The 20659-nt window shown below is 37.9% G+C and carries 18 protein-coding genes; 9 read left to right on the top strand and 9 right to left on the bottom strand.

What is annotated here, in order from left to right; translation table 11 throughout:
- Window positions 1-374: 374 nt before the first annotated feature.
- From CWD90_RS17930 to CWD90_RS17900, 7 genes are all read left to right on the top strand, one after another.
- Window positions 375-851, top strand: a complete 477-nt coding sequence (locus tag CWD90_RS17930; protein WP_103477447.1) for a DUF4870 domain-containing protein — start codon at window positions 375-377, stop codon at window positions 849-851.
- Between the two features lie 125 nt (window positions 852-976).
- Window positions 977-1312 (top strand): PadR family transcriptional regulator, encoded by a 336-nt coding sequence (locus tag CWD90_RS17925; protein ID WP_103477446.1) that lies wholly within the window; start codon window positions 977-979, stop codon window positions 1310-1312.
- A 1-nt stretch (window position 1313) separates the two neighbouring features.
- Window positions 1314-3074: a PspC domain-containing protein gene (locus CWD90_RS17920; RefSeq protein ID WP_103477445.1), complete on the top strand. Its 1761-nt coding sequence runs from the start codon at window positions 1314-1316 to the stop codon at window positions 3072-3074.
- Window positions 3075-3217: 143 nt separating this feature from the next.
- A complete protein-coding gene (locus CWD90_RS17915) occupies window positions 3218-3943 on the top strand; it encodes a head GIN domain-containing protein (protein WP_103477444.1) in 726 nt (241 codons plus the stop codon).
- Window positions 3944-4066: 123 nt separating this feature from the next.
- Window positions 4067-5077: a dipeptide epimerase gene (locus tag CWD90_RS17910; protein WP_103477443.1), complete on the top strand. Its 1011-nt coding sequence runs from the start codon at window positions 4067-4069 to the stop codon at window positions 5075-5077.
- Entirely contained in the window at window positions 5077-6138 is a 1062-nt protein-coding gene (locus tag CWD90_RS17905) for a pyridoxal phosphate-dependent aminotransferase family protein (protein ID WP_103477442.1), read from the top strand. The genes CWD90_RS17910 and CWD90_RS17905 overlap by 1 nt, the downstream gene beginning before the upstream one ends.
- Before the next feature lie 282 nt (window positions 6139-6420).
- Complete coding sequence (locus CWD90_RS17900; protein ID WP_103477441.1) at window positions 6421-6867, top strand: hypothetical protein; 447 nt, start codon at window positions 6421-6423, stop codon at window positions 6865-6867.
- Window positions 6868-7035: 168 nt separating this feature from the next.
- Here CWD90_RS17900 and trxB read toward each other — a convergent pair whose 3' ends face one another.
- The gene (gene trxB / locus CWD90_RS17895; protein WP_103477452.1) at window positions 7036-7998 is read right to left on the bottom strand and encodes a thioredoxin-disulfide reductase; all 963 of its coding nucleotides are present in this window, start codon (window positions 7996-7998) and stop codon (window positions 7036-7038) included.
- A 382-nt stretch (window positions 7999-8380) separates the two neighbouring features.
- Window positions 8381-9220: a universal stress protein gene (locus CWD90_RS17890; RefSeq protein ID WP_103477440.1), complete on the bottom strand. Its 840-nt coding sequence runs from the start codon at window positions 9218-9220 to the stop codon at window positions 8381-8383.
- A 339-nt stretch (window positions 9221-9559) separates the two neighbouring features.
- Here CWD90_RS17890 and CWD90_RS17885 point away from each other — a divergent pair, with 339 nt between their 5' ends.
- Window positions 9560-10468, top strand: coding sequence for a DnaJ C-terminal domain-containing protein (locus tag CWD90_RS17885; RefSeq protein ID WP_103477439.1), 909 nt, complete (start codon window positions 9560-9562; stop codon window positions 10466-10468).
- A 50-nt stretch (window positions 10469-10518) separates the two neighbouring features.
- On the top strand, window positions 10519-10806 hold the full coding sequence (locus CWD90_RS17880) for a chaperone modulator CbpM (RefSeq protein ID WP_103477438.1): 288 nt from the start codon (window positions 10519-10521) through the stop codon (window positions 10804-10806).
- A gap of 484 nt (window positions 10807-11290) precedes the next feature.
- Here the strand turns inward: CWD90_RS17880 and CWD90_RS17870 are convergent, their stop codons facing one another.
- The 7 genes from CWD90_RS17870 to CWD90_RS17840 all read right to left on the bottom strand — a co-directional run bounded on the left by CWD90_RS17870 (window position 11291) and on the right by CWD90_RS17840 (window position 20615).
- The gene (locus CWD90_RS17870) at window positions 11291-12334 is read right to left on the bottom strand and encodes a UDP-glucose--hexose-1-phosphate uridylyltransferase (protein ID WP_103477436.1); all 1044 of its coding nucleotides are present in this window, start codon (window positions 12332-12334) and stop codon (window positions 11291-11293) included.
- A gap of 5 nt (window positions 12335-12339) precedes the next feature.
- The gene (gene galK, locus CWD90_RS17865; protein ID WP_103477435.1) at window positions 12340-13470 is read right to left on the bottom strand and encodes a galactokinase; all 1131 of its coding nucleotides are present in this window, start codon (window positions 13468-13470) and stop codon (window positions 12340-12342) included.
- 169 nt (window positions 13471-13639) lie between these two features.
- Window positions 13640-14779: a formylglycine-generating enzyme family protein gene (locus CWD90_RS17860; RefSeq protein WP_103477434.1), complete on the bottom strand. Its 1140-nt coding sequence runs from the start codon at window positions 14777-14779 to the stop codon at window positions 13640-13642.
- Window positions 14780-14824: 45 nt separating this feature from the next.
- Window positions 14825-15784, bottom strand: coding sequence for a M28 family metallopeptidase (locus CWD90_RS17855; RefSeq protein ID WP_103477451.1), 960 nt, complete (start codon window positions 15782-15784; stop codon window positions 14825-14827).
- Window positions 15785-15797: 13 nt separating this feature from the next.
- A complete protein-coding gene (locus CWD90_RS17850; RefSeq protein ID WP_103477433.1) occupies window positions 15798-17426 on the bottom strand; it encodes a beta-N-acetylhexosaminidase in 1629 nt (542 codons plus the stop codon).
- Between the two features lie 93 nt (window positions 17427-17519).
- Window positions 17520-19076, bottom strand: a complete 1557-nt coding sequence (locus CWD90_RS17845) for an arylsulfatase (protein ID WP_103477432.1) — start codon at window positions 19074-19076, stop codon at window positions 17520-17522.
- A gap of 210 nt (window positions 19077-19286) precedes the next feature.
- Window positions 19287-20615, bottom strand: coding sequence for a DUF3472 domain-containing protein (locus CWD90_RS17840; RefSeq protein ID WP_103477431.1), 1329 nt, complete (start codon window positions 20613-20615; stop codon window positions 19287-19289).
- Window positions 20616-20659 lie beyond the last annotated feature (44 nt).

Genomic DNA, 20659 nt, shown 5'->3' with positions numbered 1-20659 from the left:
CGAATGAAGAGGTAATTAAGAAATACCTCCAAAACCAGGGAAAATCTCAATATAGCGTGATACATAAGAATCAATTACGTTTATTTTGATACCTCGATGGCTCTGCCTCGAGGTAGTTCATTTTATTCAAAAGTATATAAAATACACGAGCTTACAAATGTTAATATATTGTTAATTTTTAGTACTTTGTTTTGCATAGTACCTTCTTTTAGATATATATTTGCATAGGAAGTTATTATGCGTAGTAGATGTAACTCTAAAAATCAAATAGCTCTGGGACATAAATCGGATCCTTGCATTAAATAGAAATTGTGCTTGTTGCCATTTAGAATTGACAACAAATAGAGAAACTTTAGAACACCAATTATAAAGCCATGACCGAAACACTAAGCAAACACGAAAAAAATTTATCGGCAATAATACATGCCTCCACCTTTTCTAAATACTTTATTCCGTTTGGGAATTTTCTCCTGCCATTAATAATTTGGACAGCCAACAAGAAGGATTATGGTTTCGTAGACCAAAATGGCAAACGTGCCCTTAATTTTCAGATTAGCCTTCTACTCTATTCCATTGTACTAGGAATTTTCACTGTTCCTTTCTTTATTGGAGCTATACCGGAAATTTTTCATCAGGGAAATTTAGGTTTTAACCAATTCAACAACTTCAATGGATTTGATTTAGATTTTAACCCTCTTAAATTGGGCAAACTACTCTGGCCTTTAGGAATAGCAGGTGTTGCACAGTTCGGTTTATTTTTAGTAAATATAGTCTACACCATCTTAGCCACCATTCGTACCAGTGAGGGGCAGGATTTTAAGTATCCCATAAGCATAACATTTATAAAATAATACAGTATAAAATTAGTACTCATCACACTAATTCCAGAGTTTATTCATCAAATCAATCAAAAGAGAAATGCTAAAATGCAATCATCGAAAAAAACGAACAGTTAAATTATAATAATCATGCAACTATGAATATTGAAAACACAAAAGCACAGATGCGCAAGGGAGTCTTGGAGTATTGCATACTTTCAGTTCTAGACGGGGAGGATAAATATACCTCGGAAATTCTGGACACACTAAAAGACGCTAAAATGCTAGTAGTAGAGGGTACAATTTATCCTTTGCTAACAAGACTAAAAAATGCGGGGCTACTCAATTATCGTTGGGAAGAATCTACCTCAGGTCCACCTAGGAAATACTACAAATTGACAGAAACAGGTAAACTTTTCTTAAAAGAATTGGATACAACCTGGGATGAATTAAGAAATGCGACGAACCTCGTAACCAAAACAAAAAACAACTAAAATGAACAAGACAATAAATATAAATCTGGCCAATTTATTCTTTCATATAGATGAAGTAGCCTATAGTAAGCTTCAACGCTATTTAGAGGCCATAAAACGTTCTTTTGCCAATACAAATGGTAGCGAGGAGATTATAGCGGATATTGAGGCTAGAATTGCCGAACTGTTCCATGAAAAAATGGAAAACGAAAGACAAGTAATAACCGAAAAGGAAGTTGACGAGGTTATTGGCATCATGGGGCAACCTGAAGATTATATGGTCGACGAAGATATTTTTGAAGATCACCCCAAGGCAGCTAAAAATACGGGAAGGGTAAGAAAATTATACAGGGACATTGACCATAAATATATCGGTGGTGTTTCTGCTGGTTTAGGCCACTATTTTGGGATAGACGCCCTTTGGGTACGACTGTTATGGATCTTGTTGACCATATTTACTTGGGGAGGCTTTATTTTTATTTACGGTCTCTTATGGATCCTTATTCCAGAAGCCCTAACCACGGCCCAAAAACTGGATATGCGTGGGGAAGAAGTAAATATCAGCAATATTGAAAAAAAAGTAAAGGAAGGCTTTGATGACGTAGCTGAAAAAGTAAAAAATGTGGACTATGAAAAAATGGGGCACAAGGTAAAGGATAGTAGTCGCAGTTTCTTTAATGCTATTGCGGACTTAATTATGTTTTTTTTTAAGATCATTGGCAAATTCATTGGGATTATCCTGATCGTAATAGGTGCCGCAGGAATTGTTGCCTTGATCGTGGGACTTTTTACGGTGGGCATTTTGGATATTATTCACTTACCAGGAATCGATTTTTACTATATGGTGAATTCCACAAATACCCCGGTATGGTTAGTGTCCCTTTTAGGCTTTTTTGCCATTGGGATTCCATTTTTCTTTCTCATGTATCTTGGCCTTAAGATTTTGGTCAACAACTTGAAATCGATCGGTAATATTGCCAAATTCACACTTTTAGGATTGTGGTTGATTGCTGTTATCTTATTGACTGTTTTTGGCATACGCCAAGCCGCTGCCCATGCCTACTCCGGTAATGTCTCTGTTGAGAAGGAACTTTCAATACAGCAGCCCAACCAACCCATAAAAATCAGTTTAAAGTCATCTCCCTATGATAATAACAGCAATAATATAGGTATAAATGGGGTTGTGCTGGATTACACCGACAATGGTGAAGAGGTTCTGGTATCGGAGGATGTGCGTTTAAGCTTAAAAATGTCCAAAGACTCTATTGCCCGAATCGAAATACGTAAAAATGCGAATGGTAACTCGTTTAAAAATGCCACAGAGACCGCCGGTAAAATCAACCACAATTATTCCATTCAAAACAACACTTTAATATTCGACGATTTTTTGACTACGGCCAAAGAGAATAAATACAGGGACCAAGAGGTAAGAATCTATCTATACCTGCCCATTGGTACGCAGCTGCAATTTGACAAATCGCCCCAAAGCTGTTGGATATTAAGAGCCAATAACGATAAGGATATGGACGGGTGTGAGATTACCAAATACCTGTGGCAAATGGATGACAGTGGGGAATTGCAATGTTTGGACTGTCCAAAGGATGAGGAAGAGCATGATGAAATTGATGATAATAATGGCAAAATTATTATTAATGAAGACGGTGTGGATATCGATTTAAAAGGGGGCAAGGATAATTTTAAACTCAAAATCGATGAAAATGGTGTACAGTTCCAAACTAAGGACAGTAAAAATACAGAACTAAAAAAAGATACAGTTCAGTAAGCCCTAATAACAATTCAGTAAATTGTAGTATGATTAAAGTAGCCTAATTAATAATTTTAGATAATCATTAAATAACATCATTAATCAATCCTTGAACTACCCTATCCCCCCAGGAATTTGTTTCAAGACAAAAAACAACAATCATGACAACATTAGCAAGAATTACCATCACCCTTATCCTAGCAATTTTGTTTTCTTCCTGCGGTTTCGATATTAATTTTGGAAACGGAAAGAAGGGAAATGGAATTGTTGAAGAAGACCACCGTTCCATAACCTCTGATTTTACATTAATTTCAGCCTCGGAGGGTTTGGATGTTTATGTTACCCAAGGCAATGATTTCCAGATTGTAGTTGAAGCTGACCAAAATGTAATAGACCTTATAGGAACAGACGTCAAAAATGGAACTTTGCGAATTCATGCCATTGAAAATATTGGTAGGGCTACCAAAAAGGTTTACGTAACCCTACCTGTAATAACCGCTTTGGAGACGTCCAGTGGTGCTGCCCTAATTACCCAGAATGCCATTAGGGCACAAAATATTGAACTAAGCGCTAGTAGTGGTTCCAGACTTCAAATCGAGGATCTAAAGGCCGAAAAAGTAACTGCGGACTCCAGTAGTGGTGCCGACATAAAAGTCGTTGGTGAAACTGAAACCCTATACAGCAATGCCAGCAGTGGGTCAGGAATAAAGGCTGAAAATTTAATCACATCAAAGTGCCATGCCAGCGCCAGTAGTGGGGCGGGAATTACTGTAAACGTATCAGAATCCTTAATAGCAGAAGCTAGTAGCGGTGGAGATATTCGCTATACCGGAGCAGCGAAAGTTGAACACAAAAAATCCAGTTCAGGCAGCGTAAGCAAATTATAAAACTCCAGCCTGGCCATAGTACACGCCTTGGCATTCAAATGTTAATAAAACCCATTGAGATTTCAATGGGTTTTGATTTTCCAATACATCATCTTTCTTTATATTCGTCCTATAATTATTGTTATGAAGTTAAAGATTAAAAAATTTGTACTCCCTTTAAAGCACACTTTCAGTATTTCTAGGGAATCCCATGATTTTCAAGATTCCATGGTCGTTTCTCTGACACAGGATGATAAAACGGGTTATGGCGAGGCTACATCCAACCCTTATTACCAGATAAGCTTTGAAACTATGCAGGCGGAGATTGAACATGTGAGAAAAGATATTGAGCAATTTAATATAAAGACCCCTGAGGCCTTCCATGCATTTTTGGTTTCGAAGAACCTAAGTAATTTTGCCATTTGCGCATTAGACCTTGCTGCCAATGATCTGTATGGAAAAATACAGGGCAAACCTCTATATGAATTATGGGATACGGACAACAGTACTTATCCGATTACCAATTATACCATAGGGTTGGATTCCATAAATAAAATGGTAGATAAGATGAAAGAGATGCCATGGCCCATATATAAAATAAAACTAGGTACTGATAAGGACGTAGCTATTGTAAGGGAACTGCGCAAGCATACTGATGCCATCTTTAGGGTTGATGCCAATTGTGCCTGGACAGCCGATAAAACCATCCTAAATGCCCCTTATTTAAAGGAATTGGGAGTGGAATTTATTGAACAACCCCTAAAAGCGGATGATTGGAAAGGTATGGAAGTAGTGATGCACCAAAGTGTACTACCCATAATGGCCGATGAAAGCTGTATAGTAGAATCCGATGTGGATAAATGCGCGTTTCATTATAATGGCATCAACATTAAACTTACGAAATGCGGTGGCCTTACCCCTGCAAGACGAATGATTAAACGGGCCAAGGAATTAGGTCTAAAAGTAATGGTCGGTTGCATGACGGAATCCTCAGTAGGTATTTCGGCCATAGCCCAACTAATTCCACAATTGGATTATGTAGATATGGACGGCGCCATGTTGCTAAAAGAAGACATTGCCGATGGGGTTATTATTAAGGAGGATGGAAAAGTAATCTTTCCTACCTTAGGTGGTAGTGGAATAAGCTTACGATAATGACTTTTTATATCGATGGCTTCCCTGGCAGGGAAATAGAGTTGGACCAGAAGAAATACTTGTATTTTGGAGGCACGTCTTATCTGGGGCTTCAGACAGATGAAGCTTTCCAGGATATTTTCATATCCAACATTAGGAAATACGGCACAAACTACGGAGCGTCTAGAAAATCCAATATTCGAATTTCCATTTATGAGGAGGTGGAACGGCATTTATCCCATTTAGTGGGAAGCGAGGCGTGCATCAGTTTATCGTCCGGGTATTTGGCCGGACAACTCGTGAGACAAACTCTGGATACCAAGACAAATAAGCTATTCTATGCTCCCAACACCCATACTGCCCTTTATTCCCCTAGCCTATCTGATGAACAATTTAAACCATACCCAAATTTCACTGCCTTAAATTTAGCCATCAGAGCTCATTTGAAAGTCGATCAGAGTACCATACCAGTAGTTCTTTTAGACGCCATCGATTTTTCTGGATCCAACTATCCCGATTTCGACGGATTAAAAATGCTGCCATTGGAAAAAATCATTCTAGTGGTAGATGATTCACACGGGATCGGAATAGTTGGCAAAAATGGGGGTGGTGTTTATAGTATGCTGCGAGAGTTAAAACCTAAAGAACTGATTGTTTGCTGCTCATTGGGTAAAGGTTTCGGTATTCAGGCAGGTACCATTTTTGGATCTAAAATTCGAATGGAAGAATTGGTGGACACCCCTTTTTTTGGTGGAGCCAGTCCAGCAACACCTGCCGCCTTGGCCAGCCTTATAAACGGAAGTGAACTCTTCAATGAAAAAAGGGCTATGCTCAAAGATAATATTGAATTATTCAGGTCGCACATTAAAGCGCTGGATAGATTTAAATTTATGAAAGAACATCCTGCCTTCAGTTTTAACGATGAAGAGTTTACCAAATATCTAAAGGCACAAATGATAGTGGTGACCAGTTTTCGTTACCCAGATGTAGATGCTAAACTTATGAGCAGAATTGTAATCAGTGCCCATCACAAAAAAGAGGATATCCTTTTGCTCTGTAATCTTATAAATTCATATTTCTAAAAATAAACGGCCAACCCATACCCCTTTTCTACAAATTAACTTTAGCCCCTCCCCTTTTGGCCCAATTTACAGTACATTAAAGATTTTGGTCGCAAATTCCTAGACAATTTGGCAAAGTCTTTTTCCTCGGTTTATTTAAAAAAATATTTTCAGCCCAATAAGGCTCCTAACTAATTTTATCCAATTCTTTTAAGGATTTTTTTAACATAGTTTTAGTTTAATATGTTAATAATCTAAAAAAGTCGTAACTTATTAGTATCTAAACTCATAAATAAAATAGTCATGAAAAAAATACTTGGAATAGTTTTCTTGATGCTATTTTTGGTGTCCGCCACCAAAATTGCTTCTACAAAAATTCAAAGCCCAAATACCCTTGAAGGTACCTGGGAACTAGTAAGTTTTAACAATTACGATGGCAACGATGTAATAAAGACCATTCCTCCTACGGAAGGTTACCGTCAAATTAAAATGTATTATAAAGGAAAAGTTATGTGGACACGCTATGTTCCAACGGATTCCATTGAATGGTTTGGCTATGGTTCCTATGTCGCTACGGACAGTACATTGACAGAAAAATTGGAATACATGTCATCCTCTATGAGAAAAGTTGCCAATGAAAATATGGAATGGCACATGGAACTCAAATTGGAAGGTGATAATTACAGCCAAATCTTTATTGATGCAGATGGAAATCGTATTAATTCCGAAAATTATAAGCGTTTAAATTAATATTGCACCTTAAACTATTTCAATAGAGGATCTTAGATATGCGGTACACATGGTACCAAATAAAAAACAATCTGTAGGTGGATAATAATTCCAAATACAGATTGTTTTTGTTTTTCCCCAATTAAAGTGGAGGGGCGTATTCAATAATTTCCAAGCATCAATTTTGGACTAAACCTCTTGATGGGTCTCTACCGTAGCCAAGTATCTTTCAGCATCCAAGGCCGCCATACAACCTGTTCCAGCAGCCGTTACCGCCTGTCGATACTCTTTATCCTGAACATCTCCACTGGCAAAAACTCCGGGTTTACTTGTTTTTGTAGATTTACCTTGGGTAATTAAATACCCTGTTTCGTCCATTTCCAATTGTCCCTTAAAAATATCCGTATTTGGTTTATGACCAATGGCAATAAACAAACCGGTAATAGCAATATCCTCTTTTTCTCCAGTGACATTGTTGACCATTCTTAAGCCTTCTACCACTTGATCACCCAAAACGGTATCCACTTCAGTATTATAACGGATTTCAATATTGTCCAAGCTATTTACCCTATGTTGCATAGCTTTTGAAGCGCGCATTTCATCCTTTCTTACCAACATGGTAACCTTTTTACAAATATTGGCCAAATAAGACGCCTCTTCCGCGGCAGTATCACCTGCCCCAACAATGGCTACATCCTGTCCTTTGTAAAAGAAACCATCACATACGGCACATGCCGATACTCCGCCGCCACGTAGCTTTTGCTCGCTAGGAATACCCAAATATTTTGCTGTAGCCCCAGTGGAGATAATTACGGTTTCTGCTTCAATAATTTTGTTGTCATCTATGGTAACCTTATGTATGCCACCTACTTCATCACTAAAATCCACAGCAGTGGCCATACCAATGCGTACCTCAGTACCAAATCTTTCAGCCTGCTTCTGTAATTGTATCATCATCGTTGGGCCGTCGACCCCGTCTGGATAACCAGGAAAGTTATCAACCTCTGTAGTAGTAGTCAATTGCCCCCCAGGTTCCATTCCTGTGTACAATACCGGTTTTAAATCTGCTCTAGACGCATATATTGCCGCAGTATATCCTGCTGGTCCCGAACCAATAATCAACGTTTTTAAACGTTCTACTTTTTCTGCCATAATCAATGTCTTCATTACTTATTAGAAAGCAAAAGTAGGATTTTCAATAAAAAACTTACAGCAAAAGTTATAAAAAGTTATTATAAAAGTAGTGGCTTAACCTATGGTTAGTTAAAGCATATAACCAAAACCTATGTATTTGTTGTGAAATTGGAAAACTTCTGAAATTTGATTCCACTGAAGAAAACAAAAAACAAATTCCAAAATACAATCTAAGGTTTTCAATTCTGCGAATCTTTGCTCAAAAATAAACTTTTTCACTCCTGTATTCTACAAGACTACTTACTCCCTTTACCCATACTTGTGTTCTCGGTTATAGCAGGCCAAATCCATTTAACAAATAATGATTTTCTAAAATCTGTCAATTATACAGCTATCCCAATCAATGAAATGGCAAGACTAAGAACGGTATACTTGTATGAAACCCAATTTGATTTATGACCGGTTTTAAAAATAGATTTTCTAGAAAACTATGCTTATTCTTAACCATGACCAGAAGTTGGGCATGCTGCTCAGATTGAATATTATTGATCGCTTCAATAACTCCTTGATCTGGTAGTTCATGGAACCGGTGTTCCGTTTTTGAAAGCAATGCGTTCAATTTTTTCTTGTTCCTTTCCTGTTTATCGGTAAGTTCATAACTGGTACAGACATGCATTATATCTATAGTTGATTTATGAATTTCCGAAATAAGCAATACTTCTCTCAGTAAGGCTAAACTGTAATCAATTTCGTAGTCTGTTGGAAATAAAATGCTTTTTGGAGTCTCATATTCATAAGCAAAGGGAATGGCCAGTACTGGACATTTAGCTCTTTTAATGGTATGCACTGTACTACTGCCCAAAAATATTTCCTTTGCTCCCGTAGCTCCCTGGGTCCCCATAATTATAAGGTCTATTTTCTTACGCTCCACAATTTCATCTATGGCCTCCATTAATACGCTAAAAGCACTTTGTGTAATAAATTGATGTCTGGGATTGTTATAATTTGAAATTATTTTTGATTTTAATTCTTCCAATCTAGTTTCTGAATCGGCACGGTATATATCTCCAAGGCCTAATTGCCCTGGACTATGCAACAAATACTCCGACTGATAAATGGCCGGTGTATAGGTGTGCAACAAATAAAAACTACAATCCTCATTCTTAAGCAAACGCACGGCATAGGAAATTGCTCTGTATGCATTATCCGAAAAATCTGTGGGTATTAAAATATTTTTCATTCGAAAATATATTTAGATTATCAAAAGTCAATTGGCACCAAGGTTTCTAACCTAAATGTCATACATCCTAAAAATCTACCAATGGAATAAATTATTGTTTAACTTGATTAAAATAATTTCCAATAGCGATTATTATTAAGTTTCTATTAAATTTAAGCAAAAATATGAAGCGAGATATGATTTTAATCAGCTCTTTCTAGGATCGATTTCAATAATTTTACGACATGCAGATTGCTCAATTATTTTATTCAAAAATGTAAAAGAAAGTATTGCAATTGCAATGCTTTTGATATTCTTGATTGAACAGGCAATAAAGTGTAAAGTATAAACAACGGACAGGTGAATTTTATAGACTACTACAAAATATTGGGTTTGGACAAAAGTGCCAGCCAAAGCGACATTAAAAAGGCATATCGAAAATTTGCACGAAAACACCATCCAGATGTAAACCCCAACGACAAAGAGGCCGAAAAGAAATTTAAGGAAATTAATGAAGCCAACGAAGTACTTAGCGACCCGGAAAAGCGTAAAAAATATGACAAGTACGGAAAGGATTGGCAACATGCTGAAGAGTTTGAAAAGGCAAGGGCTTCACAGGGTTCCGCCGGTGGTAGAGGCCAGAGAAGCTCTTCACAAAATTATGGAGAACGCGATTTCTCAGATTTTTTCGAATCTATGTTTGGAGGGTCCGGTAATTTTTCGGGAGGGGGAAAGACAGGTTTTAGAGGGCAGGATTTAAATGCGGAGTTGCAATTACATCTTAGGGATGTTTTTAGTACCCACAAGCAAACACTCCAAGTAAACGGTAAAAATATTAGGATTACGGTTCCTGCCGGAATCGAAAATGGGCAAACGATAAAGATTAGCGGACATGGTGGACCTGGACATCAAGGAGGGCCAAATGGTGACCTATATATTAGCTTTGGAATCATAAACGATACCGCCTTTAAAAGGGACGGAAACAACCTTTACACTTCCGTTGACCTAGACTTATACACAGCCATGTTGGGTGGAGAAATAATGGTAAATACTTTTGACGGACAAGTAAAACTCAATGTTAAACCAGAAACGCAGAACGGTACCAAAATTAAATTAAAAGGCAAAGGCTTCCCTGTTTATAAAAAAAATGATGTTTACGGGGATTTATATATAACCTATAACCTTGTTACCCCGACTAATTTAACACCGAAAGAAAAAGCACTGTTTAAAGAACTAACAGCGCTAAGAAAGAATAATGTAAGTGGATAAAGAAACTTGATCTATGGCCTCAAGTAAATAAAATCACCAAATTTAATAACATGGAACAGGAATATATACTAATAACCGACTTCTGTTTAAGTCATAAAATTGAAACCCATTTTGTAATGGAACTTTATGAATTTGGACTAGTAGACATCGTTGTTAAAGAAAACGTTCAATACCTCCCCATTAAGCAATTGCCAAAAGCAGAAAAAATAATTAGGCTCTATTCCGATTTGGACATCAATTTGGAAGGCATATCGGTTATAACCCAACTCCTTAATAGAATTGAAAAAATGCAGGATGAGATCACCCATCTCAAAAACAGGCTTGATCTCTATGAATAAGCCCATCAGTACAGATGGAGTAAGAATGGATTTGTGAATCAACATTATAGGTTTCCCTTAAAGTCTAAAAGTTCAAATTAAGATATCTCCCCATTAGAGCTCAAAAACATAAAATTGAAAAAAAAACTGCAACTGATTTAAATCATTTCACATAAAGTGTTGGATTTTTAATTTTGAAAGTAGTAACCCAATACCTTGATCCCATGACAACATTGATTAAAATTGAACAGCTTAATTCCGAAGAAGGTAAAAATATAATTACTAGAAACCTCAGTCGGATTTTGGATTTGAGAATTTTGGACATTGACATTATAAACAAAACAATATCAATTGTTTACAACAACCCGTTTGTGTTGGACAAAGCTAAAACAGAATTGGGCAGAGTTGGTTATTCCCTACCAAATACACACTTATTATAAGTAACATTGGTCTTGAAACCCTTCTTGGTCCTGAGCATTTATAAAAGATTTCAATTTTAAATCTATTATTCTAACAGGCTGTAATGTGTATTGGGCAAAGACTTCATTGTTTCTGCAGCTTGTTCTGCCGTAATATCACGCTGTGGATTTGCAAACATCTCGTATCCAACCATAAACTTTTTTATGGTCGCCGAACGCAATAATGGCGGATAAAACGACATATGAAAATGCCATTCAGGGTGGTCATTACCATCTGTTGGTGCCTGATGTATCCCTGAAGAATACGGAAAAGAGGTGTTGAATATATTATCGTATTTGATGGTCAGCTGTTTAAGGATTTCAGCATAGGATATCTTTTCGGATTCCGAAAGTAAACCGATATGTGCCAATTTTCTTTTGGGAACGATCATAGTCTCATAAGGCCATACCGCCCAATAAGGAATAAGAGCCACAAAATGCTCATTCTCCAATATAATACGCTCGTCCAACTTCAATTCCTGTTCAATATAATCCTCCAATATACTTCTATTGTTCTTTTGCCAATAGGCCTTTAGGTTGCCTATTTTCTTTTGTACCTCTTGCGGTATTTTATTCTGCGCCCATATTTGACCATGGGGATGGGGATTACTACATCCCATTATACCACCTTTATTTTCAAAAATCTGAACGTGATTAATGCTTTCCTTACTCCCCAATTCCCTATATTCTTCTTGCCAAAGTGAAATTACAGCTGTAATATCGGATACTAACATTAAGGGCAATGTAAGGGAGTGATTCGGGGAAAAACAAACCACCTTACAAATACCGGATTCAGCTTCAGCATAAAGCAGACCATTCTCATATGTTTCAACTTCAACATCTGGTAAAAGTGCCGAAAAATCGTTGACAAAAGAATAAGGTTTATCGTAACTAGGATTAACCCCTCCTCCCATTCTTTCATTGGTCGGACAAAGGTAGCAAGACGGGTCAAACACTGGCAGGTCCGTGGTTGCACTTTTCTCGGTCTTACCTTGCCAAGGTCTTTTAGTTCTATGAGGGGATACCAAAATCCATTCTCCTGTAAGGATGTTTAACCTTCTATGCGGATTGTTATTAAAACTATTTGCCATCACGTTTAATTCTGTATGTAGGTACCAGCACTTGGTTTAACTTCAAATGCATCCAATTCTATATTGAAAGCTGCTTTGTATGCCTTGGTAGCTTCTTTTATAAACTCATCTACCATGTCTTTATGCACTATGTTCAAGGTACATCCGCCAAATCCGCCGCCAGTTTGTCTAGCTCCCAGAACTGCATCGTATTGTTTGGAAAAATCGACCAAGAAATCGGATTCCGGACAGCTAACTTCGTAGGATTTACTTATTCCGTCGTGTGCCTCATATAGCAACTCACCAAATAGTTTTAAATCATTGTTCCGTAAGGCATTGGCAGTGGCCAAGACCCTTTCATTTTCCCTGATGATAAAAGAACATCTTTTATAAATAGTGGTGCTCATTTCACCTTTGCAAGCTTCCAACATTTCGTTAGTGGATTTTCTCAAAGAAGTAACCTCCGGATAATGTCTCTTTAATATGGCAACACCCTCTTCGCACTCCTGTTTCCTTGTATTATATTCACTGGATGCCAAATTATGGGCAACTTTGGTATTCAGCATTATTATTTTATAGGGATCAATTTGTATAGGAATCTGCTGATGTTCCAAAGACTGGCAATCCAACAAGATTACATGCCCTTTTTCGCTCATTACAGAGGCAAATTGATCCATTATACCACATTGTGTTCCTACAAAGCTATGTTCCGCTTTTTGCGAAAGAAACACAATATCCATTTTCGAAAGACCAAGACCAAACAGTTCATTAAGACCATAAGCCAGACCACATTCCAAGGCTGCAGAAGAACTTAGACCAGAACCCATTGGTAATTTACTTTCAATGGTACAATCGAAACCCCGTAATTTATCTGTCTTTAACAGTATTTCATTTAAAACACCTAGAATGTAATTTTCCCACTCTACATTGCTCTTGGCTATTTTATCCAAAGACAGCGTAAAACCAGTGTTGTAACCTAAACTATAAAGATTACATTCCGTTTTGGAATTATTCTTTTTGAATTTAAAGGTGATTTTTTTCTCAATGGCCGTTGGTAATACGTAACCAAGGTTATAGTCCGTATGCTCTCCAATCAAATTGATCCTTCCGGGGGATTCAATAACAAGCTCTGGGACAAATTTTTCTGGAAAAGACATATGTCAAAGTGATATTAGACCACAAATATAGCAAAATACTTTTATAAACGTAAGTATTACGTTTATAAACCGGCAGCCACCTCTTACATGACCAAAATTAGACAACATTTAAAACAAAAATCCCCTAAGCAGAAACCCAGAGGATTATAAAATTAAGTGATAACGATTATTATTTTTCCTCTGATAGCATAGGTACAGTGGCTACAGTCCTAAATCCTAGATGTTCTAAAGAGGAATCCAAACTCGACGCCATTCTTGAGGATATCCTATAACTGGCGCAATAAGAAGCATTGCAAAGAAAAGAACCGCCTCTCATTACTTTCTCCCTTGCGTATGGCATATTGGGATTATAAGGATTTGTAGCTCCTTGAGGGTTTACCGCTGGACCATTTAAAGCGTTTAATTCATTATAATAATTGGTATTGTACCAATCACTTGTCCATTCCCAAACATTACCTGCCATATCATACAATCCAAAATCATTTGCAGGATAAGATTTTACTCTCGCGCGCTGTTCAAAGCCGTCCGCCTTACTGTTATTTACAGGAAACTCTCCTTCCCATGTATTTGCCATTTGGGATAAGACAGAATCGTCATCACCCCAAAAATAGATACTTTCCGACTTATTTCCCCTTGCGGCTCTTTCCCATTCTGCCTCTGTGGGCAATCTTCTACCTGCCCATTGGCAATATGCCAAGGCATCTTCATAGGCCACTTGCACAACAGGGTCGTTATCTTTACCTTTTATGGAACTACCAGGTCCATTAGGTTGCTTCCAGTTAGCCCCAATGGTCCAGTTCCACCATTGTGAGAAATCATAAAGATTGGGAACTGAAGCCTTGGTCTTCTTAAATGTCAAGGAGCCTGGCTGTAATATGGAATCGTGCGGTTTTGGCGTGCCTTCAGGAACTTGGGTTTTCATTTCCTCCCAATCTATTGCCCGTTCCGCAATAGTAATATATCCAGTTTCCTTTACAAATTTTGCGTATTGCGCATTGGTTACCTCTGTGATATCCATAAAAAAACCATTGACCTTTACTTTGTGGGCCGGTTTTTCATGATCCATAGCCATTTTATCCTGGGGTACAGCACCTTGTGTAAACTCCCCTCCTGGAATCCACACCATTCCTTTAGGTGCCTGTATGTTCACAGGTTTTTCCACTAAAATAGGGGTGGTATCAATTTTGGATTCCATTGCTTCTGAAATCGGGGCATTAACTTCTTTTTCAACGGTTGACTTCTTTTCGTCCTTACACTGAATCAACAATCCCACCAATAGAAGGGCACTTAATAGCTTATAATATTGCATTCTAAATAATTTATGATTCTGCAAATGTAAAGAACGAAAGTGATTCTATTCCCCTTGGGGAATAAATTTCATAGCATAAGCTGTTGAAGCCACTTTCATAATAGCGTTGAAAATATATTCGCAGACCTGTTTCTGACCTTCAAAATTAATAAGGTCTACCGTATCCTCAGGGGTATGGTATTGAGGATGGCCCCCAGTATGGATTCCCAGAACCGAAATGTTTTTTTTATAAAAAGACACATGATCTGAACCTCCTACAGAGCCGGCATGAACCACAGGTGATAATCCCAAAGGCGGTCCCAACTCCTTCATTAATTCCACACCTCCCGGAAAGGTTCCCGCTCCCCCCATATAAACCTGTTTGGCTTCGTTTAATCTACCTACCATATCCATGTTTATCATAAGTTTGATCTGTGATAATGGTACAACCGGATTATCCGCAAAATATTTACTCCCCAATAGCCCTTGCTCCTCAGCGCCAAAAGCAACCAATAAAACACTTCTTTTTAACTCGGCCCTATTCGCCATTAACTCTTCGGCTATTTCCATTAAGGCAGAAGTTCCACTGGCATTATCGTCTGCACCGTGATGGATGCTTATCTTGTCAGATTTTGAGGAGGGGCCACCACCCAGACCTAAATGATCATAATGGGCTCCAAGCACTATAAATTCATTTTTTAAAATAGGATCATTTCCCTCAATAAAACCTATAATGTTCCAAGTCTTAACGGCCTTTTTAGGTTTATCCCCTTTTTTAACCCTTAATTGGGCCATAAATGGTTGTTTATAGGATTTCAAATAAGGAGGGATATTGGATTCTTTAAAATGCTTTTCTATGTAGCTAACGATCCTTTTATTGATTTTTCCTCCTGGATACCGACCTACATTTTTTTCGGCCGTTAAATAGGTAATGTGTTCTTTTAGCTCATCCCCTGTAATTTTTTCCTGAGCGACCGCAATATTGATCCAACTACCCAGCAAAAAAAAAGCAATTAATACTTTCATATGATGTTTAAGTTTATCTATTTTCTTTAAAATCCTCTTTTTCAAATTTCTCTGGCAATGTAAATCCCCGATCTTTCCATCCCACCAATAATCGATTCAAGTTGGCACGAAAAACTGGATAATCCTTTCTTGTTTTAGAGGTCCAGCCAACCTCGGCATAAGCTGCCAATCTAGGAAATACCATTTTATCCATGTCAATAGTGTCAGGAATCCATTCCCCCCACATTTGACATCCACTTCCAATGACCTTATTGTGAAGTTTTTCTTCCAATCCTTCAGGAATGGGGTCAAAACTATAGGCCTTTTCCAAGGGAATAGATTTATAAGAATAGTCCAAATAGGTATATTCATGATAAGAATTTACAATTTCGTATCCCTCACGAACCGCTTTCGACACCAGGTCTAAATTCCCTTTCCAAAAATGAACCAGTGTGTTTTTTGCCAAATTTTCTTTGACCTCAATGTCCGTAGTTTCCTGCCATTCATGAACATTTTCTCCCAAAATTTCATTCCAGCCCATCATTCGATGCCCGTTTTTATTTAAATAATTTGATATTCTGTTGGTAAAAAAAATATGCAAATCGGCTGGAGATATCAATCCGTTTTCTAACATAAAATTTTGAATTTCCACTGAAGATTTCCATGCATCAAATTTTACTTCATCCCCGCCAATATGGATTATATTACCAGGAAATAACTCCATAACTTCTAATAGTACATTTTCAAGAAATTCATAAACCCGTGGATCGGACACATTAAAGGAGTCTGGGAGCTTTCCAAAAACAGTAGGTACCTCATTAAGATCTCCAATAGTTCCCAACCAAGGATATGCCGCAATAGCTGCGGATGCATGACCGGGCATTTCGATTTCAGGAATAATAGTAATTTGCCTTTCGTTGGCGTATGCAATAATATCCTTAATCTCTTCCTGGGTATAATATCCGGAGTGAGGGGTGTTAGATCTTTCTGCACTATCCCATCCTCCAATTTGGGAATTGCTCCTGTTGGATCCTACTTGGGTCAATTTTGGATACTTTTTTATTTCCAATCGCCACCCTTGGTCGTCTGTTAAATGCCAATGGAAAACATTCATCTTTAGAAGTGACATCTGATCCAGTAGTTTTTTTACCTGTTCAGTTCCTTTAAAATACCTGCCTTCATCCAGCATAAAAGCACGCCAGCTAAATCGTGGACGATCTTCAATGCTCATACCGGAAATTGATAGGTTCCTATTTTTACCGTCCTCTACCGTCCGGATTAACTGTCTAAGGGAGATTATACCATAAAAAACACCTGTAGTTGTCCCTGCAGAAATGGATATGGCACTTTTACCCACTTTTAAGGTATATCCCTCTTTCCCTAATTTCTGGGCCAAACTAGGGTTGAGGTTAAGGATGATTCCTTTTCCCCCTTTTCTTTTAATTTGCAATTCTTTCTTATATTCCACTTTCAATAACTCTTGGAGATAGCTTGCATTTTCTTGGTTGGGGCGGTCAGCTATTATAGGCGTATTGGAAGTAATAATAAACTCCCATTCTTCCATATCTACCCTCAAAGGCTGTGGAATTATTCCTGTGTTTTGTGCAATACCTGAAAGAGCCCATAATAAAACCACGGGCAAAATAATTATAATGTTTTTCATTTTTTAATTATGGTTAATTAAATATATTTAATTTGAAATACTGAGCAGATATATATGCTACTTAATAATAGGTCCATTATGAAATCCATTTCTTCACAGACCTTCAATTAGGGCCGGAATCTTAAATTTTTCAATGGAAGGTTCTTTATGCTGACTTTCCAATATTTTGGCAGCTCTTTCAAGTATTTCTGGATATTGATCCGCAACGTTTGTAGTTTCTTTAATATCCGTCTTTAGGTTGAACAATTCCAATTTTGGTTTATTTTTATTATCCTTCAGATGGGATTTCACCACTTTCCAATCGCCCATTCTAATAGCCAATTGCCCGCCATATTCAGGAAACTCCCAATATAGAAAATCGTGCTCCTTTTGATCTCCCTTTGAAAGTAAGGTAGGCAGAAAACTTACCCCATCCGTATAACTTGGTTTTTCATAACCTGCTACATCTGCCAAGGTGGCCATAACATCATACTGCACAGAAATATGATCAGTGGTGGTTCCTGACTTTATATGTCCGGGCCATGAAGCTATCATAGGCACCCGAATTCCGCCTTCATATACAAATCCCTTTCCACGACCCAGCTCGCTTCTAAATGGTTTGGCACTATCAAACCAAGGGGAGTCCGAACCTCCATTAAAAGTGGGACCATTATCCGATGTAAAAACAATCAAGGTGTTATCGTATAGACCATCTGCCTTCAACTTCGCTACTAATTTCCCTATGTTTTCATCCAAATAAGAAACCATGGCAGCGTAACCGGCATGGGGGTTTTGATGTGGAAAATAGCCTCTTTCACCTAGGTAGGGTTCTTCCTTCCCAAACTTATTCTTATAATAATCTACCCATTTTTGAGGAGCTTGAATGGCTGCATGGGGAATTGGTGTAGCCCAATAAATAAAGAACGGATTCTCCTTGTTTCTATCCACAAAACCTTGTAGTTCTTTAAACATAAGGTCCGGTGCATAATCGTTTAATGTAAAGGGGGCATAACTTTCCGGGTCGTTTATGTCTGCCTCTTTGGCCAATTTAGTATTGGGTGCAATGGTGTCATTATCTAAGTGTACCCTGTTTTCATTTTTGTATAAATGCAATGGATAATAAGTATGCGCCTGGCGTTGACAATTATATCCAAAAAAGTAATCAAAGCCCATTTTTGTTGGAATGGATCGGGTATGCGGAGCTCCCAGTCCCCATTTGCCAAATATGGCCGTGCTATACCCAACTCCTTTTAGCCTTTTGGCTATGGTAATGGTGCTGTCCGGCATAGGTCGCTGTCCTTCCAAAACGGAATCCTTGGCCATTGCCTTGTAGTTCCATACATCACCACGTTCTCCCCATTCTTCATTGCCCCGAATATAGGCATGTCCAGAATGTGTCCCGGTAAGTAACATGTACCTAGCAGGAGCACAAACAGGGGCACTGGTATAGTGCTGTGTGAACAACATACCTTCTTTAGCCAGGGCATCAATATTAGGGGTCTCAATTTTTTCCTGTCCATAGGCTCCCAATTCCGCATATCCCAGATCATCTGCCAAAATGTAGATGATGTTGGGTTTGGAGTTCTGAGCCAAGATGGCCTCTGCTTTTTTTTCTTCCTTACAGGATAAAAAGGTGAATGGAATTAAAATTAGAGTAATTAATTTGTTCATTGTATCTTTTTTGGTTTCTGGCTTGACGCCTTTTTAATCTAATAACTAAAGTCTTGATTCTATTTTTTGTCTTAATTCTATTTTCTTTTCTCTTTTTATATGGCTTCTGGCTTCTAAGCAATCAATATTTTTAATATCAATTGCCCGTTTCAATTCCCTTTAGCTCCTTTACCAATTTTCAAATTAACACATTTCCTAATGGATTTATTGCTATTGCACTGGTTTCTCCAATAATGAAAAATCGATATTCGGAGCTACACCGTTGGCCGTTCTTTCATGGAAGGTATCCATGGCAGTTTTTTCATCAAAAAAACCGCAATTCTTCATGAAAAATTTGTTCCCTATAGCACCCCCTGCATAATCTTCCCTTGATCCTTTTCTTGCCGTGGCATCTGCTGTAAATTTGGCTTTGGTAAGTTCGTGCCAAGTGCCCTTAGTGTCGTAAATCCATTGATTGGTATATTCCCCCATTCTGGATATGTGGCCCACCTCAGTCATGAAATTCTCTAGAAAGGAATGTGGCCTGGTCAAATAGGTACTGGTATGTGGTCTTCTAAAACTGGCTATCAAATTCCATTTCTCAGTTTCCGGATCAAAAAAATAGGCTGTATAATCCGTAGAACTATTTACCGAAGGTTCACCCTTTAATAAAAATTTATAAGTGTTCCCCGCTTTCCAGTTAAACACCTTATAACTTTGTCCACCAGAACCTTCATTCCCAAATTCCCCCGTAGTTACTCCTTCCCCTTTACCCCGTAAAATTATTTTATACTCATCAGGGATACTTTTGGGATCCTGGGTTTCGAACGGACTCCACACGGAAAAAAGTACTCTTCTTTCCGTTTCCGAATTTACTTGCATTCCAAAATAGCCTTCTCCAAAACCATTGGCCATAAAATATGATCCTATTACATCCTCATTTTCGGGTACCGTTATTTCATTATAAAACCACTGAATGTCCGTGTCGGCCGGAGTGGCATAGGACAAATGTACCGATGGCCCCCTTCTACCCCAATAAAAATCCTCTTTCACATAGGTAAGATTGCCATTTGCAGCTTGTCCACCCATAAGCACTTCCTGAACTTCCGCAAAAGTACTTCCTGTTTTTTCCAAACCTTGCAGTTCCACATAGTGATACCCTGGTTGGGTAATTTTAAAGACTCCGACCTCCACTATTTTATTCTCCTGTTGGGAAACTTCAATCTCCTTTACGATACCATTCAATGAAACTTTAAGTTTTGAGATTCCATTAGACACCTTAAGCATTAAGCCAACATTCAATGGACCCGTTTTATCGGTTTTAAAATAGGTGCGAATAATAGTTTTCCCATCATTCCAATTCCGTATCCCCTTATCGGAAATAAGCTCTTGATTCTCCTCCACATTATTTACTACCCAGCTATTCCCACCGGGATTTATCGCTTCGGTAAAAACTAGTTCTTCTTGAACAATTTCTTCGGGAACATCTTGTTTGGCCAAAGTGGTACAGGACCAAACCAATAATAAAAAACATATTCCAATACTATTCCTATATCCCATATACCGTTATGTAATATTATTTGCTACTCTTTTGGAAACCTTAA

It is taken from the genome of Arenibacter catalasegens (assembly GCF_002909235.1).
Classification (GTDB): Bacteria; Bacteroidota; Bacteroidia; order Flavobacteriales; family Flavobacteriaceae; genus Arenibacter; species Arenibacter catalasegens.
The sequence above is the reverse complement of the archived record's forward strand: the minus strand, read 5'-3'. Positions and strand labels throughout refer to the sequence as shown.